The organism is Jutongia sp. SJQ-6, assembly GCF_054161275.1.
Map to the genome: position 1 here is coordinate 131240 of NZ_CP195314.1, position 20877 is coordinate 152116.

A 20877-nucleotide genomic window follows, 5' to 3' on the forward strand; every position below is an offset into this window, starting at 1 on the left:
ATTTTGCAGCCACCAAAGAGCGATTTCTGCCATCAGAAAACTATAGTAATTGCCTTGTCGCATTTTCGTTTTTCGTGATTTCTAGATTTTGTTGTCTCTGATGATTGATTTACATGCCTTTCGGAAACTCGAAGTCCCGGAAGCAAGGTATTCATCATTTTTGAAAGGGACTTTGCGCTCGCCGTTACTTATGTCTCGTATTTCAGAGACATTAAGTAACGTGGCGTAGCGCATCGTAGCGAAAGCGTCCCGTCCAAAAATCGATGATACCTTGCTAGACCGGGACATCTCAGACATTCCTTCAGGCATGTATTCATCAGAGACTTAACAAAATAAGAAATCACGCAAAAACTCTGCGTTTTGCGGCAATTATCTTAGTTCTCTGACGGCAGAATAAGTTAGTTTATCGGCTGCAAAATAGTTTATTTATTGCTGACATAATAAGCAATATGTTGTTGTGGAGGATTTGGGGTATGGCAAGTTTGAGGCAATGATTTTTGTCGAAAAAGATTGCATTTTTTTGTGAATTCTGTATAATAGGAAAAGTTGTGTAACGATTAAATGTTAGAAATGAGGTAATTATGCAGCATAAAGAATCGCTGATGTATGTAGTGATGGGGGTCAGTGCTACAGTATTTAATTGGGGGATATATTCTTTACTGGTTACATTTTTGCCAATGGAATTAGCGAATGCGGGTTCCTTTGCAATGACGCTTATATTTGCGTATGTAACCAACAAAATATACGTATTTGAGAGCAGATCTTGGGGAATGAGACGTGTATTGCGTGAATTTTGTGCATTTGCAACAGCGAGAGGCGTGACAGGTTTGTTAGAGATCTTTTTGCAGCCGCAGTTGTACCAGATGGGAATAGATGGTGCATTGCTTGGCGTAAAAGGATTGCAGGCAAAGGTTGTGGTTTGTTTGACGTTATCCATCGTGAACTATTTTAGTACCAAACTGATTTTTTTGAAAAGTTCACAAAAAACACTTGACGAATACAAAAAAGCATGATATTATCTATATCGTTGTGACAACACAAGACGCATTAGTGGCGGAACGGCAGACGCAACGGACTCAAAATCCGTCGGGGGTGACCTCGTGAGGGTTCAAATCCCTCCTGATGCATATATTTACGAAAAGGAAGCCGATGGCTTCCTTTTTTTGTTAATTTATAGGAAACTGCTTATAGTGTGGCGTTATGCCACCAAGAATTGCTTTAGCAATTCTTGCAAAGCAAAGCGCTGGCTTTGCTTTTTTAATAGGATTAAGGTGTCAAAGGGTCTTTTATCCTAATAGAAAATTGCTGATAGGCAGTATAAACTTTTCAATACCTGCGGGAGGCAAACAGTATGAAAAGAAAAATGTGGAGCTGTATGGAAACGCAGAAGCATGTCATCCCTTTTATTGATGATCAGTTGAGCATATCGGATCTGGATGCTTTTTTGTATCATATGGAGCATTGTCCGGATTGCAAGGAAGAGTATGACGTATACTATACGCTGTTGATGGGAATGCGTTTTTTGGAAAGCGATAATATGAGTGCGTTGAAAATGGATTCCGAGCAGAAACTGCTGTCTGCTGAGGACTACCTGTATAAATATAAGATTAAATTTATTGCAAAGATCCTGTGCTTTGTGTTGTTGTGCGTTGGCATGATCTTGCAATTGTAGATGATGGAGAAAGCTTATGCGTGAAAAATTAGTATTGATCGATGGACACAGTATATTAAACAGGGCGTTTTACGGACTCCCGGATCTCACCAATTCGGAAGGGATGCATACGAACGCCGTTTATGGTTTTTTGAATATTATGCTCAAGATCCTGGAGGAGGAGAAACCGGATTATTTTATTGTTGCTTTTGATGTGAAACATCCGACGTTTCGCCATGAAATGTATCAGGAGTATAAGGGCACCAGAAAGGGGATGCCTGACGAGTTAAGAGAACAGGTGCCGGTGATCCAGGATGTGCTTCGTGCTATGCATGTTCCGCTCGTGATGCAGAAAGGGTATGAGGCAGATGATCTGTTAGGAACTTTGGCCCGCAGAGCGGAGAGCAATAATATGGATGTGTCGCTCGTGTCGGGAGATCGCGACCTGCTGCAGCTTGCGTCGGATCGTATTATGATCCGTATTCCAAAGACGAAGCGGGGGGGAACGGAGATTGAAAATTATCATACGCAGGACGTGATCGATAAATACGGACTAAAGCCGGAGCAGATTATTGATATGAAAGGTCTGATGGGAGATTCTGCAGATAATATTCCGGGCGTACCGGGTATCGGAGAGAAAACTGCTGTCAAGATCCTGACAGCTTTTCCAACAGTGGAAGCGGCCTATGAGCATTTGGAAGAAGTTGAGCCAAAGCGTGCAAGAGAATTGCTTCGTGCAAATCCGGAACTTGCCAAGCTAAGCAAGCAACTTGCCACGATCAAAACAGATTGTGAGATCGATGTCACATTGGAGGACGCAAAACTGGAAAATCTCTTTACGTCGGAGGCATTTGAGTGGATCAAACGTTTGGAGTTAAAATCATTATTTTCTCGTTTTGACAGTGAGACAGTACAAAGTGTTGTGCCTGATTTTGAGCAGTTTACACAATGGACCACGAAGAAAGAATGGAATGCTGCTGTAGATCATGTATGCAACCTTGCACCGGAGGCTGTCGGCGTGGCGTTTTTAGGAGATCCTTGGATAGGTGCCGGAGCGGCCCGCAAACGTCAGAGCAAAAAAGGCGGCGGACAGATGAGCCTGGTCTTTACGGAAGACAGCGTAGAACTCGGGATGGAACAGGAAGACGGCGAGGAATATGGTTTCATTGGCTTTTCGTTGTCTTATTATGAGGGAGAAGATTGTCATACCGGTTATATTCTCGTTTCTGAAGAAGTGACTGGAAATGATATATTAGATGGCTATCATAGGCTTGAGAAAAAGGGTTCTGAAATTTTATTATTAGATTGGAAAAATGCATTACACCTGACGAAACCGGTGGAGGTGCGGACATATGGGATTGAGCCGGCAAAGCAGCATGGATTTGCGCTGGATACGAAACAGGAACGCAAAAAAACGTTTGCCAGTCTGCGCGACCTGGGTATCGGAGCGTATTTGTTAAATCCGCTGAAGGATACGTATCAGGCAGATGATATTGCGCGTGATTATCTTCATATGACATTGCCATCCTATCAGGAATTGTTTGGCAAAGAGACGTTAGCTGCGCAGCTTGCGCGGATAGATGAGGAAGAGACGGCAAAACGCCTCAAATCCTATTTCGGCTATTTGTCCTGCATTCCATTGATGGCGTGGGCAGAGATGAAAAAGCAATTAGCGGCAGAGGGAATGTTAGGCTTGATGGAAGAAATTGAAATGCCGACGGTATACTATCTGTTTGAAATGGAACGACTCGGTGTGCAGGCAAATGCAGAGGTCTTGAAAGAAATGTCTGAACTGTTGGAACGCCGCGTTTTGGCATTGGAGACAGATATTTACGATCTTGCCGGAGAAGAATTTAATATCAATTCACCCAAGCAGCTTGGCGTGATCCTATTTGAAAAGCTAAAGCTTCCGTTTGCCAAAAAGACCAAGACCGGATATTCGACTTCGGCAGATATTTTGGAAAAACTTCGTACGGAAGATCCGATCATCGATAAGATTTTAGAGTATCGTCAGGTCAGTAAATTGAAGTCTACGTATGCAGATGGATTGCCGGTATTTATAGAGGCAGATCATCGTATCCATGGCAAATTTAACCAGACGATCACCGCAACCGGCCGTATCAGCAGTACAGATCCGAACCTGCAGAACATTCCGATCCGTATGGAGCTCGGCAAACAGCTTCGTAAAGTCTTTGAACCAAAGTCCGGATTCCTGTTTTTGGATGCGGATTATTCACAGATCGAACTGCGTGTGTTAGCGCATATGTCGGGCGATGAGCATTTGATCGAGGCGTATAGACAGGGGCAGGATATTCACCGTGCTACGGCCTCCAAAGTGTTTCATACGCCGTTTGAGGAGGTGACGGATCTGCAGCGCCGTAATGCCAAGGCAGTAAACTTTGGTATCGTGTATGGTATCAGCGCGTTTGGTCTTAGTCAGGATCTTTCCATCTCGCGCAAAGAGGCGGATGAGATCATTCATAAATACTTTGAGAGTTATCCGGCGATCAAGACATTTTTGGACGAATTGGTCGCAAAAGCAAAGGATACCGGATATGCACAGACAATGTTTGGCAGACGCAGACCCGTGCCGGAGCTTAAATCCAGTAATTTCATGCAGCGTTCTTTTGGGGAACGCGTTGCCATGAATTCGCCGATACAGGGGACGGCAGCAGATATTATTAAGATTGCGATGATCCGTGTTGCAGAGCGTTTGCAGGAGGAACAGTTAGAATCCCGCATTGTGCTGCAGGTGCATGATGAACTGCTGGTAGAAACGAAGATCGAGGAAAAGGAGCAGGTGAAGAGGATCTTAGAAGAAGAGATGCCGCTTGCCGCACAGTTGCAGGTGCCGTTGTCTATTGATGTAGAAGAAGGAAAAAATTGGTACGAGGCACATTGATATTCGGGAAGAGGGTTAGATATGTACGTAATTGGAATTACAGGGGGCGTGGGAAGCGGGAAATCGTATGCTGCGCATCGTTTGCAGAAAAAACTGGGAGCAACACTGCTGATCGCCGATGAATTGGGGCATGTTGTTATGGAACCGGGAAGAAGTGCTTATTGTCAGATCGTAGAGCATTTTGGACAAAATATCGTCTCATCGGACGGCTCGCTCGATCGGGCAGCATTGGCAGAGATTGTTTTTTCGGATGCGAGAGCTCGTGACTGGCTTAACCAGGTGATTCATCCGGCGGTGATCGAATATATTCGGGATACGATACGTCAAAATCGTACCCGTTCCGGTATTTTGCTGATAGAGACAGCATTAATGTATGAGACCGGATGTGACAGTTTGTGTGATGAGGTATGGCTTGTTTATGTACCGGAGGAGGAGCGGATCCGTCGTTTGGCATCGGACCGCGGTTATTCTGAACAGAAATCAAAGTCGATCATCCAAAGCCAGATTTCGGAAACATTGCTGCGGGAGAAAGTACAGCGCATTGTTCCAAATGATGGAACAAAAGAAGATCTGGAGCGGGCACTGGATGCGTTGCTTACAACCCTTGATACCACTGCATTAGGGAAGGGTTGATAAAGGCTTCACACAGACAACCGGCAAACAGCAGGCAGATAGAGAGTAGGAAAATGGGCAGTCCTTGTAAGAGGGACTGCTTTTTTGCTTTCTGATCCCTGATCTGCTGCAGCATATTGATGAGCAGCAGATACGCCGGTATATACAACAGGCAGTGAGGCAGCAGAAAGCAGAGAAAATCAAAAAATCCACTGTGGACATTATGAGTTAGGCAAAATGAGAGCAAAAGTCCGCAGCGAAAGCCGGTATAGAGACAATAGAACGTCAAATAGAAAACCCATGCATTGGTCAGTGAAAAAAAGCACAAAAGGAAGAGCTGTTTGAACTGTGTTGAGGTACATAGCCGGAATAAGGAGGGATAGTGGATGGATTTTGTATCCAAAGCAAGCAGTATTTGTTCAAATTCAGCATTAATATCGGCAAACAATTCCGTGCGCAGCAGATGCCCGAGTACCGCACCAAGCACCAAGCTGATTCCGCAGCACAGGATAATTCGAAAGATGATCGCAGACTGATTGCAATTATTTGATTTTGACATAAATTTGGTCATAATAGTCCTGCTTTCTGTTCTGTTTTTGAAATAGGATCAAGATATCAATATAAATGTATGGCAGGACCGGAGGGAATATGAATACGAACATGACAGAGAAAGAGGGTCGTGCAAATCATACGTAAATGGCTTGCAAAGTGTTGCAGAAAAATTTGTAAAAAACGAATTTTAATGTGTTATCACCGGGAAATTGTGGTATACTTTCGGTGTATAAAATAAGAGGCATAAGGATAATGGAGGGTTAAAATGAGAAAAACAAAAATTATTTGTACATTAGGACCGGCATCGGATAGTGATGCAGTATTAGAGCGCTTGATTCAGGAAGGCATGGATGTTGCAAGATTTAATTTTTCTCATGGGACGCATGAGGAGCAGAAGAAACGTCTCACAAAATTGCGTCTGCTGCGTGAGCGTTACGGCAGACCGGTTGCGACATTGTTGGATACTAAAGGCCCGGAGATTCGTGTAAGGGACTTTAAAGATGGTGCGATCACATTGCAAAAGGGCGATGAGTTTGTGTTGACCGGACGAGAGGTAGAGGGTGATGAACATATTGTAACTATTACGTATCCTGAGTTGGTTAGTGATGTCAAAGTCGGACAGCGTATTTTGATCGATGACGGCTTGATCGAGATGACAGTCAAAGAGTTGACAGATACAGATATTATCTGTGATGTCAATAATGGCGGCAAAGTATCAAATCATAAAGGGATCAACGTTCCGGGCATTCATTTGAGTCTGCCTTATATTAGTGAAGTGGATAAATCCGATCTGTTGTTCGGTATTGAAGAAGATGTAGATTATGTGGCAGCATCTTTTGTGCGTACTGCAGAAGATGTACTGCAGATCCGTAGATTGCTCCAAGAAAATGGTGGGGAACAGATTAAGATCATTGCTAAAATTGAGAATAGAGAAGGCGTGAACTGCATTGATGAGATCATCGAGGTTTCTGATGCGATCATGATCGCACGAGGAGACATGGGCGTGGAGATTCCGACAGAGGAAGTGCCTGTCATTCAAAAAATGATCATAAAAAAAGTATATGAAGCCGGTAAGCAGGTGATCACGGCAACACAGATGCTTGATTCCATGATCCACAATCCGCGTCCGACAAGAGCGGAGGCGACCGATGTTGCCAATGCGATCTATGATGGTACCAGTGCGATCATGTTATCGGGCGAGACGGCAGCCGGTTTGTATCCGGTGCAGGCATTACAGATGATGGTGAGGATCGCCAATCGTACAGAGAGCGATATTGATTACCGTAAACGCTTTTTCCAAAGATCGCGCAAAGCAGATCCGGATGTAACAGATGCAATCTGTCACGCAACCTGTACAACAGCACATGATATTAATGCCAAAGCGATCATTACCGTTACCAAATCGGGTCGTTCGGCACGAATGATTTCCAAGTACCGTCCGGCTTGTGATATCATTGGCTGTGCGATCACGGACAAAGTGTATCGTCAGTTAAATTTATCCTGGGGCGTCACTCCGGTACTTCTGCAGGAGAAAAAAGACGTATTTGAATTGTTTGAACATGGTACGTGTGTATCACGTCGTATGGGGTTAGTCGACAGTGGTGATACGGTTGTATGTACTTCCGGAGTGCCGGTGGGAATTTCCGGAACGACCAATATGATCAAAGTACAGACCGTTATATAAAGAACATGCCGGCAGCTTTACGTCTGTGGCGAAAGAGAACGTGAAGAATGAGAGATAAGAATGAGATTTTATATTGCAGACTGCCATTTTGGACATGACAAGGTAAGGCTGTTAGACGGTCGTCCGTTTGCATCTGTTGAGGAGATGGATGAGACAATGATCGTTCGGTGGAACGAGCGTGTCCGGAAGAAGAAAGATGAAGTGGTGATCTTAGGAGACCTTTGTTTGGGTAAAGGAGAGCAGGTGAATGAGCTGCTGCATAAACTGAATGGTAAAAAGTATTTGGTGACAGGGAATCATGACCGGTTGTTTTTGCGGGACAAAAAGTTTGATCCGTCACTTTTAGAATGGGTCAAGCCCTATGCAGAGCTTAAAGATAATGGGCGCAAGCTGGTACTCTGCCATTATCCGATCATCTGTTATAACGGGCAGTATCATGGTGATTCTACATATATGCTGTACGGGCATGTTCATGATACACCGGATTATAAAAATGTGCTGCGTTTTCAGAGAGAGTCCACAGAAATAACCTACCATGCGAAAGGGCGCGGGGCTTCTGTGGGAGAAGAGCGGCATTTGCCTTGCAATCTGATCAATTGTTTTGCAGGATTTTCGGATTATTATCCGCTGACATTGGAAGAATGGATTGACAAGCAAAATAATTTTTGCTATGATGTCAAAAGATGCGAAGAAAAGAAGAAGTAGTACATGGGGGAGACCTACAGAGAATAGCCGGTTGCTGAGAGGCGTTAGGATAGAAGCCTGTATGAATACATCTTGGAGTAGCGGATTGAAGAGAGGATTTTGATCCTTTTGGTAGATTTAGCCGGTGATGCACCCGTTATCGTGCAGGGATATAGAGGTATCCTGCTAAGGCAGTATGTGTGAGCATATTGTAAAAAAAGGTGGTAACACGATTTCATCGTCCTTTTGTCGTTGACAAAAGGACTTTTTTCTTTGCATAAAAAAGTCATAAAGGAATAAAAAAGGAGAGAACAACATGAGCGAAAAGATGACAGTGTATGATGAATTGGTTGCCCGTGGCTTGATCGCACAGGTGACGGACGAAAAAGAGATCAAAGAGATGATCAATGAAGGTAAGGCGGTTTTTTATATTGGATTTGATCCGACGGCAGACAGCCTTCATGTAGGACATTTTATGGCTCTTTGTCTGATGAAACGTTTGCAGATGGCAGGCAATAAGCCAATCGCATTGATCGGTGGCGGAACAGCTATGATCGGTGATCCAAGCGGGCGTACCGATATGCGTCAGATGATGACCAAAGAGACGATTGCACATAATGTAGACTGCTTCAAAAAGCAGATGAGCCGTTTTATTGATTTCTCAGATGATAAGGCATTGTTAGTCAACAATGCAGAATGGCTGTTGGATCTGAATTACGTAGAAGTGCTGCGTGAAGTTGGTGCCCATTTCAGTGTAAATCGTATGTTAACGGCAGAGTGCTATAAACAGCGCATGGAGAAAGGACTTAGTTTCCTGGAGTTCAACTACATGATCATGCAGAGCTATGATTTTTATGCCTTGTTCCAGAAGTACGGATGTAACATGCAGTTTGGAGGAGATGATCAGTGGAGCAACATGCTTGGTGGAACGGAATTGATCCGTCGTAAGCTGGGCAAAGATGCTTATGCAATGACGATCAATCTGCTGCTCAATTCCGAAGGCAAAAAGATGGGTAAAACACAGTCTGGCGCTGTATGGCTTGATCCGAACAAGACCAGCCCGTTTGATTTTTATCAATATTGGAGAAACGTGGGAGATGGTGATGTGCTTAAGTGTCTACGCATGCTCACATTCCTTCCGTTAGAGCAGATCGAAGAGATGGATGCCTGGGAAGGCAGCAAGCTAAATGAGGCAAAAGAGATCTTGGCATTTGAGCTTACCAAGTTAGTACATGGTGAGGAAGAAGCTGTTAAAGCACAGGAAGGAGCGCGTGCACTCTTTTCCAGCGGAAACGCAGCACAGATGCCGGAGACAAAGCTGGTCGATGAAGATTTTGAAGATGGTAAGATCGGCATCTTGAAATTAATGGTTAAAGCCGGTCTTGCAACATCTAATGGTGAGGCAAGAAGAAATGTCGAGCAGGGCGGTGTTACGATCGATGGTGAGAAAGTGACCGATGTTCGCATGACACTTACGAAAGAGCAGATCAGTGCAGAAGGCATTGTTGTAAAACGTGGTAAAAAGAAATTTATGAAGGTGCTTTGTGACTAAATTTAATTCCATGAAAAAAGGCTGGGAGAATTATTCTCCCAGCTTTTTTAATAAACATTGATATATTTCAGTCTGATTTTCTTTGAATTTTTGGCACGCCTTACGAGCTGCTTCCTCGGAGGGAACGGCAAAGGAAAGCGAGAATAATGTGTTGCCGCGTTCCTGTACTAAAGCAGATGCCAGATAGTCTCCGGAAGGAGTTACCGAATAGTCAGTGTGGACTGTGGTAGCTTCTAAAATATCAACTTTATTGTCTCGCAGATATTCATCAATCTGTCGTATCGTGTCTTTGGGAAGCATGGAAGAGAAGTATTCTAACATCTGCGATCCCTTTTGTGTGATCTTGTAATATGTCGTTTTACGAGTTGCCTCTTCCTCAATCAGGGCATCTTCTGTCAGAAGTGCTAATGTTTCCTGAATTGAAAAAAAGTCTGTATAGCCATGCCCTAAAATGAAATCGCACAAAAAAGCATTAGGTAGTCCCTGTTTTGTGCGGCTTAACGCATATAAAATAATTAATTTATACAAACGCAGTGTGTCTGGTGTCATAGGTTTCCTTTCTGCTTGCTGTAATATTTCCCCTGATAGACCTGCCCTGTTTTGAGAGAGTGTGCTATTTGGTTAAGAACAGCCCGTTTGTTGCAGCTCCAGTGTGGTGCGATCAGGAGATCTTTTGGACCATCTCCGGTCAGGCGGTGGATCACAATCTCCGGAGAGAGATTGCCGATGCATCGGATGACCAGATCTACATACTCTTCCTGAGTCAGGATATGCCAAGGATGTTCTTCGAGATAAACTGCCAGATCCGTTCCTTTTAATACATGCAATAGCTGCAATTTGATCCCCTGAATATGTTGTGTGTTCAGATATTGGATCGTTTCAAGAATGTCTGCTTCGGTTTCGCCCGGAAGTCCAAGGATCACGTGGACGATCACCGGAATATTGAGTGTATGCAGCGTGTGCGCAGTCTGCTCAAAAACATGCAGAGGATATCCACGGCGAATGAAACGAGCCGTATGCTCGTGCACCGTTTGCAGACCGAGCTCGATCCATGTCGGTTTCATCTGCCTGCATTCATCGAGCAGGGAAAAAATCTCCGGGGAAAAGCAATCCGGTCTGGTAGCGATAGAAAGTCCGACGATATCCGGATGCGCCAGCGCTTCCAGATACATCGGACGTAATATGTCGATGGGAGCATATGTGTTGGAAAACGATTGGAAATACGCAATGTATTTCTGACCGGTTTCCTTGGCGCTGCCGTTTAGGCGACAGATCGCCTCATCGATCGCAGCCGTGATAGATCGGTTCGTCGTGGCAAAATCACCGGAACCGCCCTCGCTGCAAAAAATACAGCCTCTCGTGTCCAGTGTTCCATCTCGGTTTGGACAGGTCATTCCCGCATCTAATGCAATTTTATAGACCTTTTGTCCAAACGTTTCTTTGAGATAATAGTCTAAGGAATAGTAGGGCTTTTCACCCCAACGAGATCTAACGGATGTGTGATTTGACTGCATCGGCCACCACCTGAGCTGCGCGTGGGTCAAACGCTTCCGGTAAAATATGTTCGTCGTTTAATTCTTCGTCAGAAACGAGTCCGGCAAGTGCAAGAGCAGCAGCGAGCTTCATTTCTTCTGTAATGTCGGTCGCTCTGCCGTCTAATGCACCCTTAAAGATGCCAGGGAAAGCAACAACATTATTGACCTGATTTGGAAAATCAGATCGACCGGTTCCGACAACGCGTGCACCGGCAGCTTTTGCAACATCAGGCATGATCTCCGGAACAGGATTTGCCATGGCAAACAGTATCGCATCGGAATTCATGGATTGAACCATTTCTGCGGATACAATATTAGGAGCGGAGACACCAACGAAAATATCGGCACCACAAAGTGCGTCAGCCAGTGTTCCGGTTTTGCCGGACAGATTTGTTACTTCCATCATTTCCTTCTGCATCCAGTTTAAGCCCTCGCTCTTTTTAGATAAGATACCGCTGATATCGCACATTGTTACGTCGGTAAATCCAAAGCGGAGTAATAATTTTGTAATAGCAACGCCGGCGGATCCGGCACCGTTTACAACAACTTTGCAATGTTCTTTCTCTTTGCCAACCACTTTCAAAGCGTTAATAATGCCGGCGAGAACAACGATCGCAGTACCGTGCTGATCATCGTGAAATACCGGTATATCTAAGGCTTCTTTTAGACGACTTTCGATCTCAAAGCAGCGTGGCGCAGAAATATCTTCTAAGTTGATACCGCCAAAAGCCGGTGCAATGTTGATCACGGTTTTGATGATTTCCTCAGTATCCTGCGTATCTAAGCAGATCGGGAAGGCATTGACACCGCCAAATTCCTTAAAGAGGACTGCTTTGCCTTCCATAACCGGCATAGCAGCTTCCGGACCGATGTTACCGAGGCCGAGGACGGCACTTCCGTCAGAAACAACAGCAACGGTATTGGATTTGATGGTATATTGATAAGCTGCTTCTTTATTTTCTGCAATGACCTTACATGGTTCAGCAACACCTGGTGTGTAGGCAACAGCCAGATCCTCGCGGGATTTTACCTGACACTTGGGAGTTACATCCAGTTTGCCATTCCATTCTTTATGTAATTGTAGAGCTTTTTCTGCATTTGTCATTCGATTTAACCTCCATTTTCTGTAGAATTATTTGTAATAGCAATCGCAAACTATATCATAGCATACATCGAATTGGAAAACAATAAAGCCGAAAAACTTCGTCCGACAAAAGATGTTTTGTGCGAAAAAAGACGAACGATGTCGAAAAAACAATAATATTCATAGGATTTTGCGAAAATTTTTGAAAAAGTCATTTACAACGCTGTTAAAATGCTTTATATTATTTAGTGCATGTAATTACTCTAATACAGTAGGTCATAGATACATAGGCGAGACAATATCGTCGTGATCGATTTATTATTCATTATAATCCGACCTAATAATTGCAGAAAGAATCATGTTAGCACAAGTTGAATTTTTTTTATTGGAAAGGGATATTTTTATGACAGAATACGATAAGTTATCATTGGTTGAATTACGAATTGTAGCGAAGAAGATGGGCATCAAAAGTGTTACCAGTTACAAAAAGTTAGAGTTGCTTGCAAAAGTGAAAGAAGTTGCAGCAACAATGGAATCTACAGATGCGACACCTGAGATGGACGATATTCAGAGTGTAGATCATGTTGTAGAGAGCACAGGAGAGGCTGTCGACAGTCCGATGCCAAGATCCAGATATGCGAGTGAATCAGACAATTCCCGTATGGAGGAAAGTGGACGAGATATGAATCGTGGCTATGTCAGTGATAGAGAACCTATGAGAACATCCGGTTATATGAGGGATCCTGAGATGGGAATGGCTCGTGGAGGATACTCACGTAACGAGGGAATGAGCCGTGGAGGATACACCCGCAATGATAATATGAGTCGCGGAGGATACTCCCGTAATGATAATATGGGTCGCGGAGGATACATGAATCGCGGCGATAATATGAACCGCGGAGGATACATGAATCGCGATAATATGGGACGTGGTGTATACAGCCGCAGTGAGAGCATGAATCGTAGCAATTATTCCCGTAACGAAGGCTATCGAAACGATGGTTATCGTAATGATAATATGGATCGTGGCGGATATGTACGCAATGATAACAGAGGCTATCATGCGGATCTTCGTCCGCAGCTGCACCGGGCACCACAGCACGAGTTGACACCAACGGAGATCGCTGAGTTGGATAGTGGTGTATCACGTGAGGGTATTTTGGAAGTACTCCCGGAGGGATATGGATTTATTCGATGCGACAATTATCTCCCTGGAGAGAGAGATCTGTATGTCTCACCGCAGTTGATCCGTAAGTACCATCTGCGTACCGGAGATATCCTAAATGGTAATATTCGTATTCGTAATCAGAATGAGAAATTTGCCGCATTATTATATATCAAAGAAATCAATGGCAATGATCCGGATGAGATGATAAATCGTCCAAAGTTTGAGCAGTTGACACCGGTATTTCCGGATGAGAGACTTCGCTTAGAGACACCGGGCTGTCCGATATCCATGCGTATGATGGATCTGATCGCACCAATTGGTAAAGGACAGAGAGGAATGATCGTATCTCAGCCTAAGACAGGTAAGACGACATTATTAAAACAGGTTGCCAAGGCTGTTAAGACAAATCATCCGAAGATGCATTTGATCGTATTGTTGATCGATGAGCGTCCGGAGGAAGTGACAGATATCAAAGAGTCTATCTTAGGACATAACGTAGAAGTGATCTTCTCCACGTTCGATGAACTTCCGGAAAATCACAAGCGTGTATCGGAGATGGTTATTGAGCGCGCTAAGCGTCTTGTAGAGCAGGGCGAAGAAGTTATGATCCTGTTAGACAGCATTACTCGTCTTGCAAGAGCCTACAACCTGACAGTACAGCCAAGCGGCCGTACTTTGTCCGGCGGTTTAGATCCGGCTGCATTGCATATGCCAAAACGTTTCTTTGGTGCAGCACGCAATATGCGTGAGGGCGGAAGTTTGACAATCCTTGCAACTGCACTTGTGGATACCGGAAGTAAGATGGACGATGTTGTATTTGAGGAATTTAAGGGAACCGGTAATATGGAGCTTGTTCTTGACCGCAAGCTTTCCGAGAAGCGTGTATTCCCGGCGATCGATCTTCCTCGTTCCAGTACGCGCAGAGATGATCTTCTTCTGACACAGGAGGAGATGGAAGCTAATTTCCTGATGCGTAAAGCACTTACCGGAATGAAATCCGAAGAGGCTGTTGAACGGATCATTGAAATGTTCCGTCGTACTAAGAGTAATCAGGAATTTATCCAAACGATTCGCAAGACAAAAATTGTATAAAAGTGCTTGCAATCCGCTTTTGACTATGCTATACTGAAGAAGTTGTGTAAAAATGAGAATCGAGAAGGCTTTTTTCAAAGTTTTCTTCGCAATAGTAACCGACTGCTGAGAAGCGGCGGAATGGAAATGGAGGATAAAGCGATGAGAGAAGGAATTCATCCAAACTACTATCAGGCAAAGGTTGTATGCAACTGTGGAAATGAGTTTGTGACTGGTTCTACTAAGGAGGAAATCCACGTAGAAATCTGCTCCAAATGTCATTCATTCTATACAGGTCAGCAGAAGGCTGTCAAAGCTCGTGGTGCCATTGATAAGTTCAATCGCCGTTATGGTATTCAGGCAAACTAGCAAAATAAATGGTCGGAGTGCGTCCGGCCTTATGAACGGTCACAGTATTTGTGCTTAACAAGTGCTGTGACCGTTTGTGTTATACACAAATGGAGAGAAAGTGAAGTAAATTTGTGGTGTAAAAATTGGATCTGTTGCAGAATGAAACAGATCCGCAGTGTGAAAATTGTATCTGTTGTAGAATAAAACAGATGCGTGGAAGGGCATGGTTATAAAAATGAAATCATCAGGAATAGGTGGACAGGCAGTATTAGAAGGCGTAATGATGCGCAATAAGTCCAAGTATGCAGTAGCAGTACGCAAACCCGATGGAGAGATTGATATAAAGGTAGATACCTGCACAAGTGAAGGGGACCGCAAGCTGTTTTTCAGACTTCCATTGATCCGAGGTGTTGTTGCATTTGTGGACTCTTTGGTGTTAGGAATGAAGACATTGACATATTCTGCCAGCTTTTACGAAGAGGAAGAAGCGCAGGAAGCTTCAGCTGCGGATGGGAACAAGGCAGATCGTACGGATGAGAAGAGTGGCGAGAAACAAAAAAAAGAAGGCTCCGAAGCAGAAAATTCAGCATCATTGGCGAAGAAAGCAGAAAAACGTGAACAGCTGGAGATGGCGATGACAGTAATGCTGTCTATTGTACTGGCGCTGGCGGTGTTTGTTGCACTTCCGTTTGGATTATCTTTGCTGCTAAAAGATCATATTCGATCGCAGGCTGTATTAGCACTGATCGAGGGACTGATCCGACTGGGGCTGTTTATCGGTTATGTGTATGTCATTTCCTTTATGCAGGATATTAACCGGGTATTCATGTATCATGGTGCAGAACACAAGGCGATCAATTGCGTGGAAAATGGTGATGATCTGACGGTATTGAATGTGCGTAAGCATTCCAGATATCACAAGCGTTGTGGAACCAGTTTCCTCTTTATTGTTATGTTGATCAGTATCGTACTGTTTATGTTTTTACATTTTGACAGTGTATGGCTTCGTTTGTTGAGCCGTTTGCTGCTGGTGCCGGTTGTGGCAGGTATTTCGTATGAATTTATCCGTCTTGCGGGCAACAGCGATGCAAAGATCATCAATATCTTAAGCAAACCGGGAATGTTTTTACAGGGATTGACAACGAGAGAACCGGATGACAGCATGATCGAGGTTGCCATTGCTTCAGTAGAAGCAGTTTTTGACTGGAAAGAGTACCAGAGCAGATTGCAGGCGGTTAAGAAGAGTACAAAACGCAAAAAAGTGGCAGAAGAGATGCGTAAAAGCGGCATGACAGCACCGCTGCCGATCGTGGATCCGGCGAATGCTAAGAAAAAGAGTGGAACAGAACTTGCTTCTGAGATCAAAAAACGTGAGCAGGAGTATAAGAAACGTGCCGATGAGCGCAAGAAATATATGAAAGAAATGCAAAAGCGTGAGGATGAGATCGCGAAGGTAATGGATGAAGTATCCAAACGTAAGGAAGAGCGTCAAGCGCTTGCACAAGCACAGGAAGAAATGACAGAGGATGAACTTTCCTCCTTAGATCGTTTCTTTGATGATCCGGATGGTGCAAAATCAGATATGGAATCAAAGCCTTCCGTGGATGAGGTGGAAAACGGATGAAAGAGGAAATCCTTACGCTAAAGGAAGCTTTGGCGAAAGCCGTGGACAAATTGCAGCAGATGGAAGTGCCGGATGCCGACATTGATGCATGGTATTTGCTTTCCTATGTGACCGGACTTGACCGTGCGGCATTTTTCCTGCATGGAGAGGAACCGATGGCGGAGCCGGATATGATTCGATACCGCGACCTGGTTACAAAACGTGGGGAACGCATTCCATTACAGCATTTGACCGGTGAGCAGGAGTTTATGGGGCTGGATTTTCATGTGAATGAACATGTACTGATCCCGAGACAGGATACCGAATGTCTTGTAGAACGGGTTCTGCCATATGTAGATGGCAAACGAGTGTTAGATGTGTGTACCGGTTCCGGGTGTATTGCGATAGCGATTGCCAAACTTGGTAAACCGTTCATCGTGCACGGAGTAGACATCTCCGAGGAAGCACTTGCAGTTGCCAGACAGAATGCAACAGAACTTAACGCTTCTGTAGAACTGTTTGCGGGGGATCTTATGACAAAGATGGATGGGCAATACGATGTGATCGTATCGAATCCACCGTATATCCCACCGTCAGTGATAGAGGGATTGATGCCGGAAGTACGATTGCACGAACCGATGCTTGCACTGGACGGTGGACAGGATGGGCTGGAATTTTACCGGAGGATTGCAGGACAGGCGGTCACACGACTGGCACCAAACGGAAGACTGTTTTTGGAGATCGGATGTGAACAGGCTGCTGCTGTAGCGGAAATATTGCAAAAACAGGGATATCGGGAAGTACAGGTGTTTCAGGATCTTGCCGGTAAAGATCGTATTGTACAATGTATCGTATGAAATAGAATGGAGGAAGAATCATGTTTGATAAATTAGAAGATTTGGTGCGTAGATTGGAAGAGCTTAATATTGAGCTTACGGATCCTGATGTTATCAGTAATCAGGATAAATACCGCCAGCTTATGAAAGAGCAGAATGAGTTGACGCCGATCGTTGAGAAATATCAGGAGTATCGTGCGGCAAAAGATGGTGTGGAAGATAGTCTTGCCATTTTAGAGGAAGAGAACGATGAGGAAATGCGTGAGCTTGCCAAAGAGGAGTTGGCAGATTGCAAAGCTAAAGTAGAATCCTGTGAACAGGAATTGAAGATTTTGATGTTGCCGAAAGATCCGAATGATGATAAGAACGTTATCGTAGAGATCCGTGGCGGTGCCGGTGGAGATGAGGCGGCATTATTTGCAGCAGATCTGTTCCGTATGTATTCTAAATTTGCCGAGGCAAACCGTTGGAAAGTAGAAGTGATGAGTGCCAATGAAAACGGCATTGGTGGTTTTAAGGAAATTGTCTTTATGGTGCTCGGTCATGGAGCGTATTCCAAGTTAAAATATGAAAGCGGTGTGCATCGCGTTCAGAGAATCCCAACGACAGAATCCGGCGGACGTATTCATACATCGACGGCAACGGTTGCGATCATGCCTGAGGTAGAAGATGTTGAAGTACATGTAGATCCGAACGATTGCAAGATTGATGTATACCGTGCGTCCGGTAATGGCGGACAGTGCGTCAACACAACAGATTCTGCTGTTCGTATTACGCATATCCCTACGGGTATTGTGGTTACCTGTCAGGATGAGAAATCTCAGCTCAAAAATAAAGACAAGGCGATGAAAGTACTTCGTTCCCGCATCTATGATATGGAGCAGGAAAAGGCGAATAGCGAACAGGCAGCTGAGCGGCGCAGCCAGGTTGGAACCGGTGATCGTTCCGAAAAGATCCGTACTTATAATTTCCCACAGGGACGTGTGACAGATCACCGAATCAAATTTACCAGCCATCGTCTGGGAGAAATATTAGATGGAGATATTAATGAACTGCTGCAGAACATTATTGCGGCAGATCAGACAGCGAAATTAGCGAAATTAAACGAAAATTAATGGGGGGAGAATGGTTATGAGAAAAAAGAAATGGTTACGTGGCGTAATGGCAATGGCGGTAGCGGGGAGTCTGCTTATATCGGCAGCACCGGGAAGCCTGCAGGCACCGAAAGCGTCAGCAGCAGTGAAGCTGACCGGTAAGACCAAAAAGGTTGCTTATCGAAACACTTTTGTTGGAAAACATGGCAGATTACGTGTCAAAGGCGCTAAGCTGGTGGATAAAAAAGGCAAAGCGGTACAGCTTCGCGGAATATCCAGTCATGGCATCAACTGGGATGTTGGAGAGCCGTTTGTTAATGAGAAAGCTTTGCGAAATCTGCGGGACGAATGGGGCGTTAATTGTTTTCGTGTTGCAATGTATACCGAGGATTACAATGGATACTGCGTGACAGATACGGCAAGCCGCAAGAAGCTTTTGGCAAAGATCGATACAGCCGTAAAAGCCGGCAGAAAGCTTGGCATGTATGTCATCATTGACTGGCATATTTTAAGCGATGGCAATCCGAAGAAAAATCAGTCTAAGGCTAAGGCATTTTTTAAGAAAATGTCGAATAAATATCGAAAAGAAAAACATGTATTTTATGAAATCTGCAATGAACCGAATGGCGGTGTACAGTGGAAGACTATCAAATCGTATGCAAAATCCGTGATCAAGGTGATCCGCAAAGCGGATAAAAACGCGGTAGTCATTGTCGGTACGCCGACATGGAGTCAGGATGTTGATATGGCGGCAAAATCTCCACTCAAAGGAAAAAACATTATGTATGCCTTTCATTTTTATGCAGCGACGCATGGCGATGATCTGCGCGCCAAAGTAAACGCAGCACTTCGCAGCAAATTGCCACTGTTTTGTTCGGAATTTAGTGCGTGTGATGCCAGCGGAAATGGCAATTATGATTTTTCTTCTGCGAATAAGTGGATCAGTCTGATGAATCGTAATAAGATCAGTTATTGCTGCTGGAGTCTTAGCAACAAGCCGGAATCGGCTTCGCTGCTTAAAAGTTCCTGCAAGAAAACAAGCGGATTTAAGACGTCCGATTTATCTAAAATGGGAAGATATATCGTTAAGAAATACCGCAAAAAGTAAGAGAAAGTAAGTAGATAACGGAAAGGCACAAGATTTCATGCTTAGTAGTAATTCGAATCGTCAGATCAAAGAGTTGATCAAACTGCAGAATCAAGCGAAATATCGCAAAAAAAGCGGTATGTTTGTTGCAGAAGGTGCAAAGCTTGTCGCAGAGGCGGCGCATTATGGCAAACTGCAAAAAATATATATTGCAGAAAGTTCACAAGGCAGAGAAGAGGAACGTATTCAGCCGTTGTTAGAGGAGTTCCCATATGAAGTTGTATCTGAAGAAGTCTTTGCGGAGATCACGGATACGGTTACACCGCAGGGCGTTTTGGGATTGGTGCAGATGCCCAAATATACGATGGAGGAAATTTTGAACGCGAACAATCAACAGTTTTTATTGTTAGATGATCTGCGTGACCCCGGCAACTTGGGAACCATTATGCGAACAGCAGAGGGAGCCGGTATGGCAGCAGTGCTCATGAGCAAAGGGACAGTTGATCTGTTTAATCCGAAAGTAGTCCGTGCGACAATGGGAGCCATCTTTCGAATGCCGTACTGTTATGTGGAAGATCTGCCGGCGCTTGCAGAAAAACTGCGAGAGCAGGGGATCGCAGTATATGGAACAGCCATGGAAGGCAGCGTTGTGTATGATGAACCGGATTATACCACGGGGGCGGCTATGGTGATCGGCAATGAAGCCAATGGTATGTCGGATGCGATGTTTGCAGCGATCACAGACCGAATACGTATTCCGATGGAGGGAAGTTTGGAATCTTTGAATGCAGCAGTATCGGCAGCGATTGTCATGTATGAAATGCAGCGCCAGCGCAGACATCGTTGAAAAAGCAGAAAATGGTGGTCAGTGCAGATATAGTTGAAAAAAAGAGGGAAATGTTCTATAATGCTGACATTATAAACACACTGGAAACTTATAGTTTGAAAAATGAGAAAGGAATGTAGGAGTTATATGGAACCATTATATTGGCTGATATTGCTTGCAATCTTTCTTGTGATTGAGATCATCACATTGGGGCTGACAACAATCTGGCTGGCCGGAGGTGCATTGGTTGGATTTCTGGCAGCGGTGCTGCATGTGCCGTTACCGATACAGATTGTGCTGTTTTTGGTCGTTTCTATTGTATTGATCGTATTTACAAGGCCGGTAGCAGAGCGTTATTTTAATAACAGCAGAGAGCAAACCAATGTCGGTGGAATTATCGGCAGAGAGGGAAAAGTAATCGTTACGATTGATAACTTTAATCAAACCGGTGCTGTTTTGATCGATGGAATCGAATGGACAGCGCGAAGTGACGAGGAGGATGTGGTCATTGAGACGGGAGAGCGTATTGTCGTTACTCGCGTGGAAGGTGTCCGCGTGTTTGTGAAAGTGAAAGGAGATCATTAA

Annotated in this window: 18 protein-coding genes, 1 tRNA gene, 1 pseudogene and 1 other annotated feature; of the genes and pseudogenes, 16 read left to right on the forward strand and 4 right to left on the reverse strand. The window is 44.4% G+C overall.

Translation table 11 applies throughout. The features are described from left to right. Positions 1–581 precede the first annotated feature (581 nt). The 5 genes from ACSAJE_RS00595 to coaE all read left to right on the forward strand — a co-directional run bounded on the left by ACSAJE_RS00595 (position 582) and on the right by coaE (position 5186). Entirely contained in the window at positions 582–1013 is a 432-nt protein-coding gene (locus tag ACSAJE_RS00595; protein ID WP_118507176.1) for a GtrA family protein, read from the forward strand. A 31-nt stretch (positions 1014–1044) separates the two neighbouring features. After that, positions 1045–1127: transfer RNA gene (locus ACSAJE_RS00600), tRNA-Leu, on the forward strand. 224 nt (positions 1128–1351) lie between these two features. Then, a complete protein-coding gene (locus ACSAJE_RS00605; RefSeq protein WP_118691497.1) occupies positions 1352–1672 on the forward strand; it encodes a zf-HC2 domain-containing protein in 321 nt (106 codons plus the stop codon). 16 nt (positions 1673–1688) lie between these two features. Beyond that, complete coding sequence (gene polA / locus ACSAJE_RS00610; protein WP_458009434.1) at positions 1689–4553, forward strand: DNA polymerase I; 2865 nt, start codon at positions 1689–1691, stop codon at positions 4551–4553. A gap of 21 nt (positions 4554–4574) precedes the next feature. Then, entirely contained in the window at positions 4575–5186 is a 612-nt protein-coding gene (coaE, locus tag ACSAJE_RS00615) for a dephospho-CoA kinase (RefSeq protein WP_458009435.1), read from the forward strand. On the opposite strand, the gene ACSAJE_RS00620 is transcribed toward coaE, so the two are convergent. Next, positions 5149–5736, reverse strand: coding sequence for a stage II sporulation protein M (locus tag ACSAJE_RS00620; protein ID WP_118691494.1), 588 nt, complete (start codon positions 5734–5736; stop codon positions 5149–5151). The two genes, coaE and ACSAJE_RS00620, sit on opposite strands and share 38 nt — an antisense overlap. Positions 5737–5982: 246 nt before the next feature. Between ACSAJE_RS00620 and pyk the strand changes: the two genes are divergently transcribed. From pyk to tyrS, 3 genes are all read left to right on the forward strand, one after another. Further along, a complete protein-coding gene (gene pyk / locus ACSAJE_RS00625) occupies positions 5983–7401 on the forward strand; it encodes a pyruvate kinase (RefSeq protein ID WP_458009436.1) in 1419 nt (472 codons plus the stop codon). Between the two features lie 60 nt (positions 7402–7461). After that, positions 7462–8106: a metallophosphoesterase gene (locus ACSAJE_RS00630; protein ID WP_458009437.1), complete on the forward strand. Its 645-nt coding sequence runs from the start codon at positions 7462–7464 to the stop codon at positions 8104–8106. Continuing rightward, positions 8081–8334 (forward strand) — a binding site (T-box leader). Its footprint overlaps the gene before it by 26 nt. A gap of 79 nt (positions 8335–8413) precedes the next feature. Beyond that, on the forward strand, positions 8414–9637 hold the full coding sequence (tyrS, locus tag ACSAJE_RS00635; RefSeq protein WP_118691504.1) for a tyrosine--tRNA ligase: 1224 nt from the start codon (positions 8414–8416) through the stop codon (positions 9635–9637). Positions 9638–9667: 30 nt separating this feature from the next. Here the strand turns inward: tyrS and ACSAJE_RS00640 are convergent, their stop codons facing one another. The 3 genes from ACSAJE_RS00640 to ACSAJE_RS00650 are packed head-to-tail and all read right to left on the reverse strand — an operon-like array spanning position 9668 to position 12277. After that, complete coding sequence (locus tag ACSAJE_RS00640; protein WP_022024126.1) at positions 9668–10186, reverse strand: DUF4364 family protein; 519 nt, start codon at positions 10184–10186, stop codon at positions 9668–9670. Continuing rightward, entirely contained in the window at positions 10183–11151 is a 969-nt protein-coding gene (locus tag ACSAJE_RS00645) for a TIGR01212 family radical SAM protein (protein ID WP_458009438.1), read from the reverse strand. Before ACSAJE_RS00645 ends, ACSAJE_RS00640 begins: the two co-directional genes overlap by 4 nt. Then, positions 11126–12277: an NAD(P)-dependent malic enzyme gene (locus ACSAJE_RS00650; protein ID WP_458009439.1), complete on the reverse strand. Its 1152-nt coding sequence runs from the start codon at positions 12275–12277 to the stop codon at positions 11126–11128. The genes ACSAJE_RS00645 and ACSAJE_RS00650 overlap by 26 nt, the downstream gene beginning before the upstream one ends. Before the next feature lie 337 nt (positions 12278–12614). Here ACSAJE_RS00650 and rho point away from each other — a divergent pair, with 337 nt between their 5' ends. From rho to ACSAJE_RS00690, 8 genes and pseudogenes are all read left to right on the forward strand, one after another. Further along, on the forward strand, positions 12615–14516 hold the full coding sequence (rho, locus tag ACSAJE_RS00655; RefSeq protein WP_347559548.1) for a transcription termination factor Rho: 1902 nt from the start codon (positions 12615–12617) through the stop codon (positions 14514–14516). 141 nt (positions 14517–14657) lie between these two features. Further along, positions 14658–14864, forward strand: coding sequence for a 50S ribosomal protein L31 (gene rpmE, locus ACSAJE_RS00660; RefSeq protein ID WP_022025014.1), 207 nt, complete (start codon positions 14658–14660; stop codon positions 14862–14864). 217 nt (positions 14865–15081) lie between these two features. Then, positions 15082–16065, forward strand: a pseudogene (locus tag ACSAJE_RS00665) (DUF1385 domain-containing protein); the annotation flags it as partial. A gap of 401 nt (positions 16066–16466) precedes the next feature. Further along, positions 16467–17306, forward strand: a complete 840-nt coding sequence (prmC, locus tag ACSAJE_RS00670) for a peptide chain release factor N(5)-glutamine methyltransferase (protein ID WP_118691177.1) — start codon at positions 16467–16469, stop codon at positions 17304–17306. 20 nt (positions 17307–17326) lie between these two features. Beyond that, on the forward strand, positions 17327–18400 hold the full coding sequence (prfA, locus tag ACSAJE_RS00675; RefSeq protein WP_118691178.1) for a peptide chain release factor 1: 1074 nt from the start codon (positions 17327–17329) through the stop codon (positions 18398–18400). Between the two features lie 16 nt (positions 18401–18416). Further along, positions 18417–19487: a glycoside hydrolase family 5 protein gene (locus ACSAJE_RS00680; protein ID WP_458009440.1), complete on the forward strand. Its 1071-nt coding sequence runs from the start codon at positions 18417–18419 to the stop codon at positions 19485–19487. A gap of 37 nt (positions 19488–19524) precedes the next feature. Continuing rightward, positions 19525–20313: a TrmH family RNA methyltransferase gene (locus tag ACSAJE_RS00685; protein ID WP_118691179.1), complete on the forward strand. Its 789-nt coding sequence runs from the start codon at positions 19525–19527 to the stop codon at positions 20311–20313. A gap of 126 nt (positions 20314–20439) precedes the next feature. Continuing rightward, entirely contained in the window at positions 20440–20877 is a 438-nt protein-coding gene (locus ACSAJE_RS00690) for an NfeD family protein (protein ID WP_022025007.1), read from the forward strand.

Bases quoted from the DNA above. Each gene is read 5' to 3' on its own strand.
- ACSAJE_RS00595 (WP_118507176.1), top strand. From the start codon at position 582: ATGCAGCATAAAGAATCGCTGATGTATGTAGTGATGGGGGTCAGTGCT.
- ACSAJE_RS00605 (WP_118691497.1), top strand. From the start codon at position 1,352: ATGAAAAGAAAAATGTGGAGCTGTATGGAAACGCAGAAGCATGTCATC.
- polA (WP_458009434.1), top strand. From the start codon at position 1,689: ATGCGTGAAAAATTAGTATTGATCGATGGACACAGTATATTAAACAGG.
- coaE (WP_458009435.1), top strand. From the start codon at position 4,575: ATGTACGTAATTGGAATTACAGGGGGCGTGGGAAGCGGGAAATCGTAT.
- ACSAJE_RS00620 (WP_118691494.1), bottom strand. From the start codon at position 5,736: ATGACCAAATTTATGTCAAAATCAAATAATTGCAATCAGTCTGCGATC.
- pyk (WP_458009436.1), top strand. From the start codon at position 5,983: ATGAGAAAAACAAAAATTATTTGTACATTAGGACCGGCATCGGATAGT.
- ACSAJE_RS00630 (WP_458009437.1), top strand. From the start codon at position 7,462: ATGAGATTTTATATTGCAGACTGCCATTTTGGACATGACAAGGTAAGG.
- tyrS (WP_118691504.1), top strand. From the start codon at position 8,414: ATGACAGTGTATGATGAATTGGTTGCCCGTGGCTTGATCGCACAGGTG.
- ACSAJE_RS00640 (WP_022024126.1), bottom strand. From the start codon at position 10,186: ATGACACCAGACACACTGCGTTTGTATAAATTAATTATTTTATATGCG.
- ACSAJE_RS00645 (WP_458009438.1), bottom strand. From the start codon at position 11,151: ATGCAGTCAAATCACACATCCGTTAGATCTCGTTGGGGTGAAAAGCCC.
- ACSAJE_RS00650 (WP_458009439.1), bottom strand. From the start codon at position 12,277: ATGACAAATGCAGAAAAAGCTCTACAATTACATAAAGAATGGAATGGC.
- rho (WP_347559548.1), top strand. From the start codon at position 12,615: ATGTTAGCACAAGTTGAATTTTTTTTATTGGAAAGGGATATTTTTATG.
- rpmE (WP_022025014.1), top strand. From the start codon at position 14,658: ATGAGAGAAGGAATTCATCCAAACTACTATCAGGCAAAGGTTGTATGC.
- prmC (WP_118691177.1), top strand. From the start codon at position 16,467: ATGAAAGAGGAAATCCTTACGCTAAAGGAAGCTTTGGCGAAAGCCGTG.
- prfA (WP_118691178.1), top strand. From the start codon at position 17,327: ATGTTTGATAAATTAGAAGATTTGGTGCGTAGATTGGAAGAGCTTAAT.
- ACSAJE_RS00680 (WP_458009440.1), top strand. From the start codon at position 18,417: ATGAGAAAAAAGAAATGGTTACGTGGCGTAATGGCAATGGCGGTAGCG.
- ACSAJE_RS00685 (WP_118691179.1), top strand. From the start codon at position 19,525: ATGCTTAGTAGTAATTCGAATCGTCAGATCAAAGAGTTGATCAAACTG.
- ACSAJE_RS00690 (WP_022025007.1), top strand. From the start codon at position 20,440: ATGGAACCATTATATTGGCTGATATTGCTTGCAATCTTTCTTGTGATT.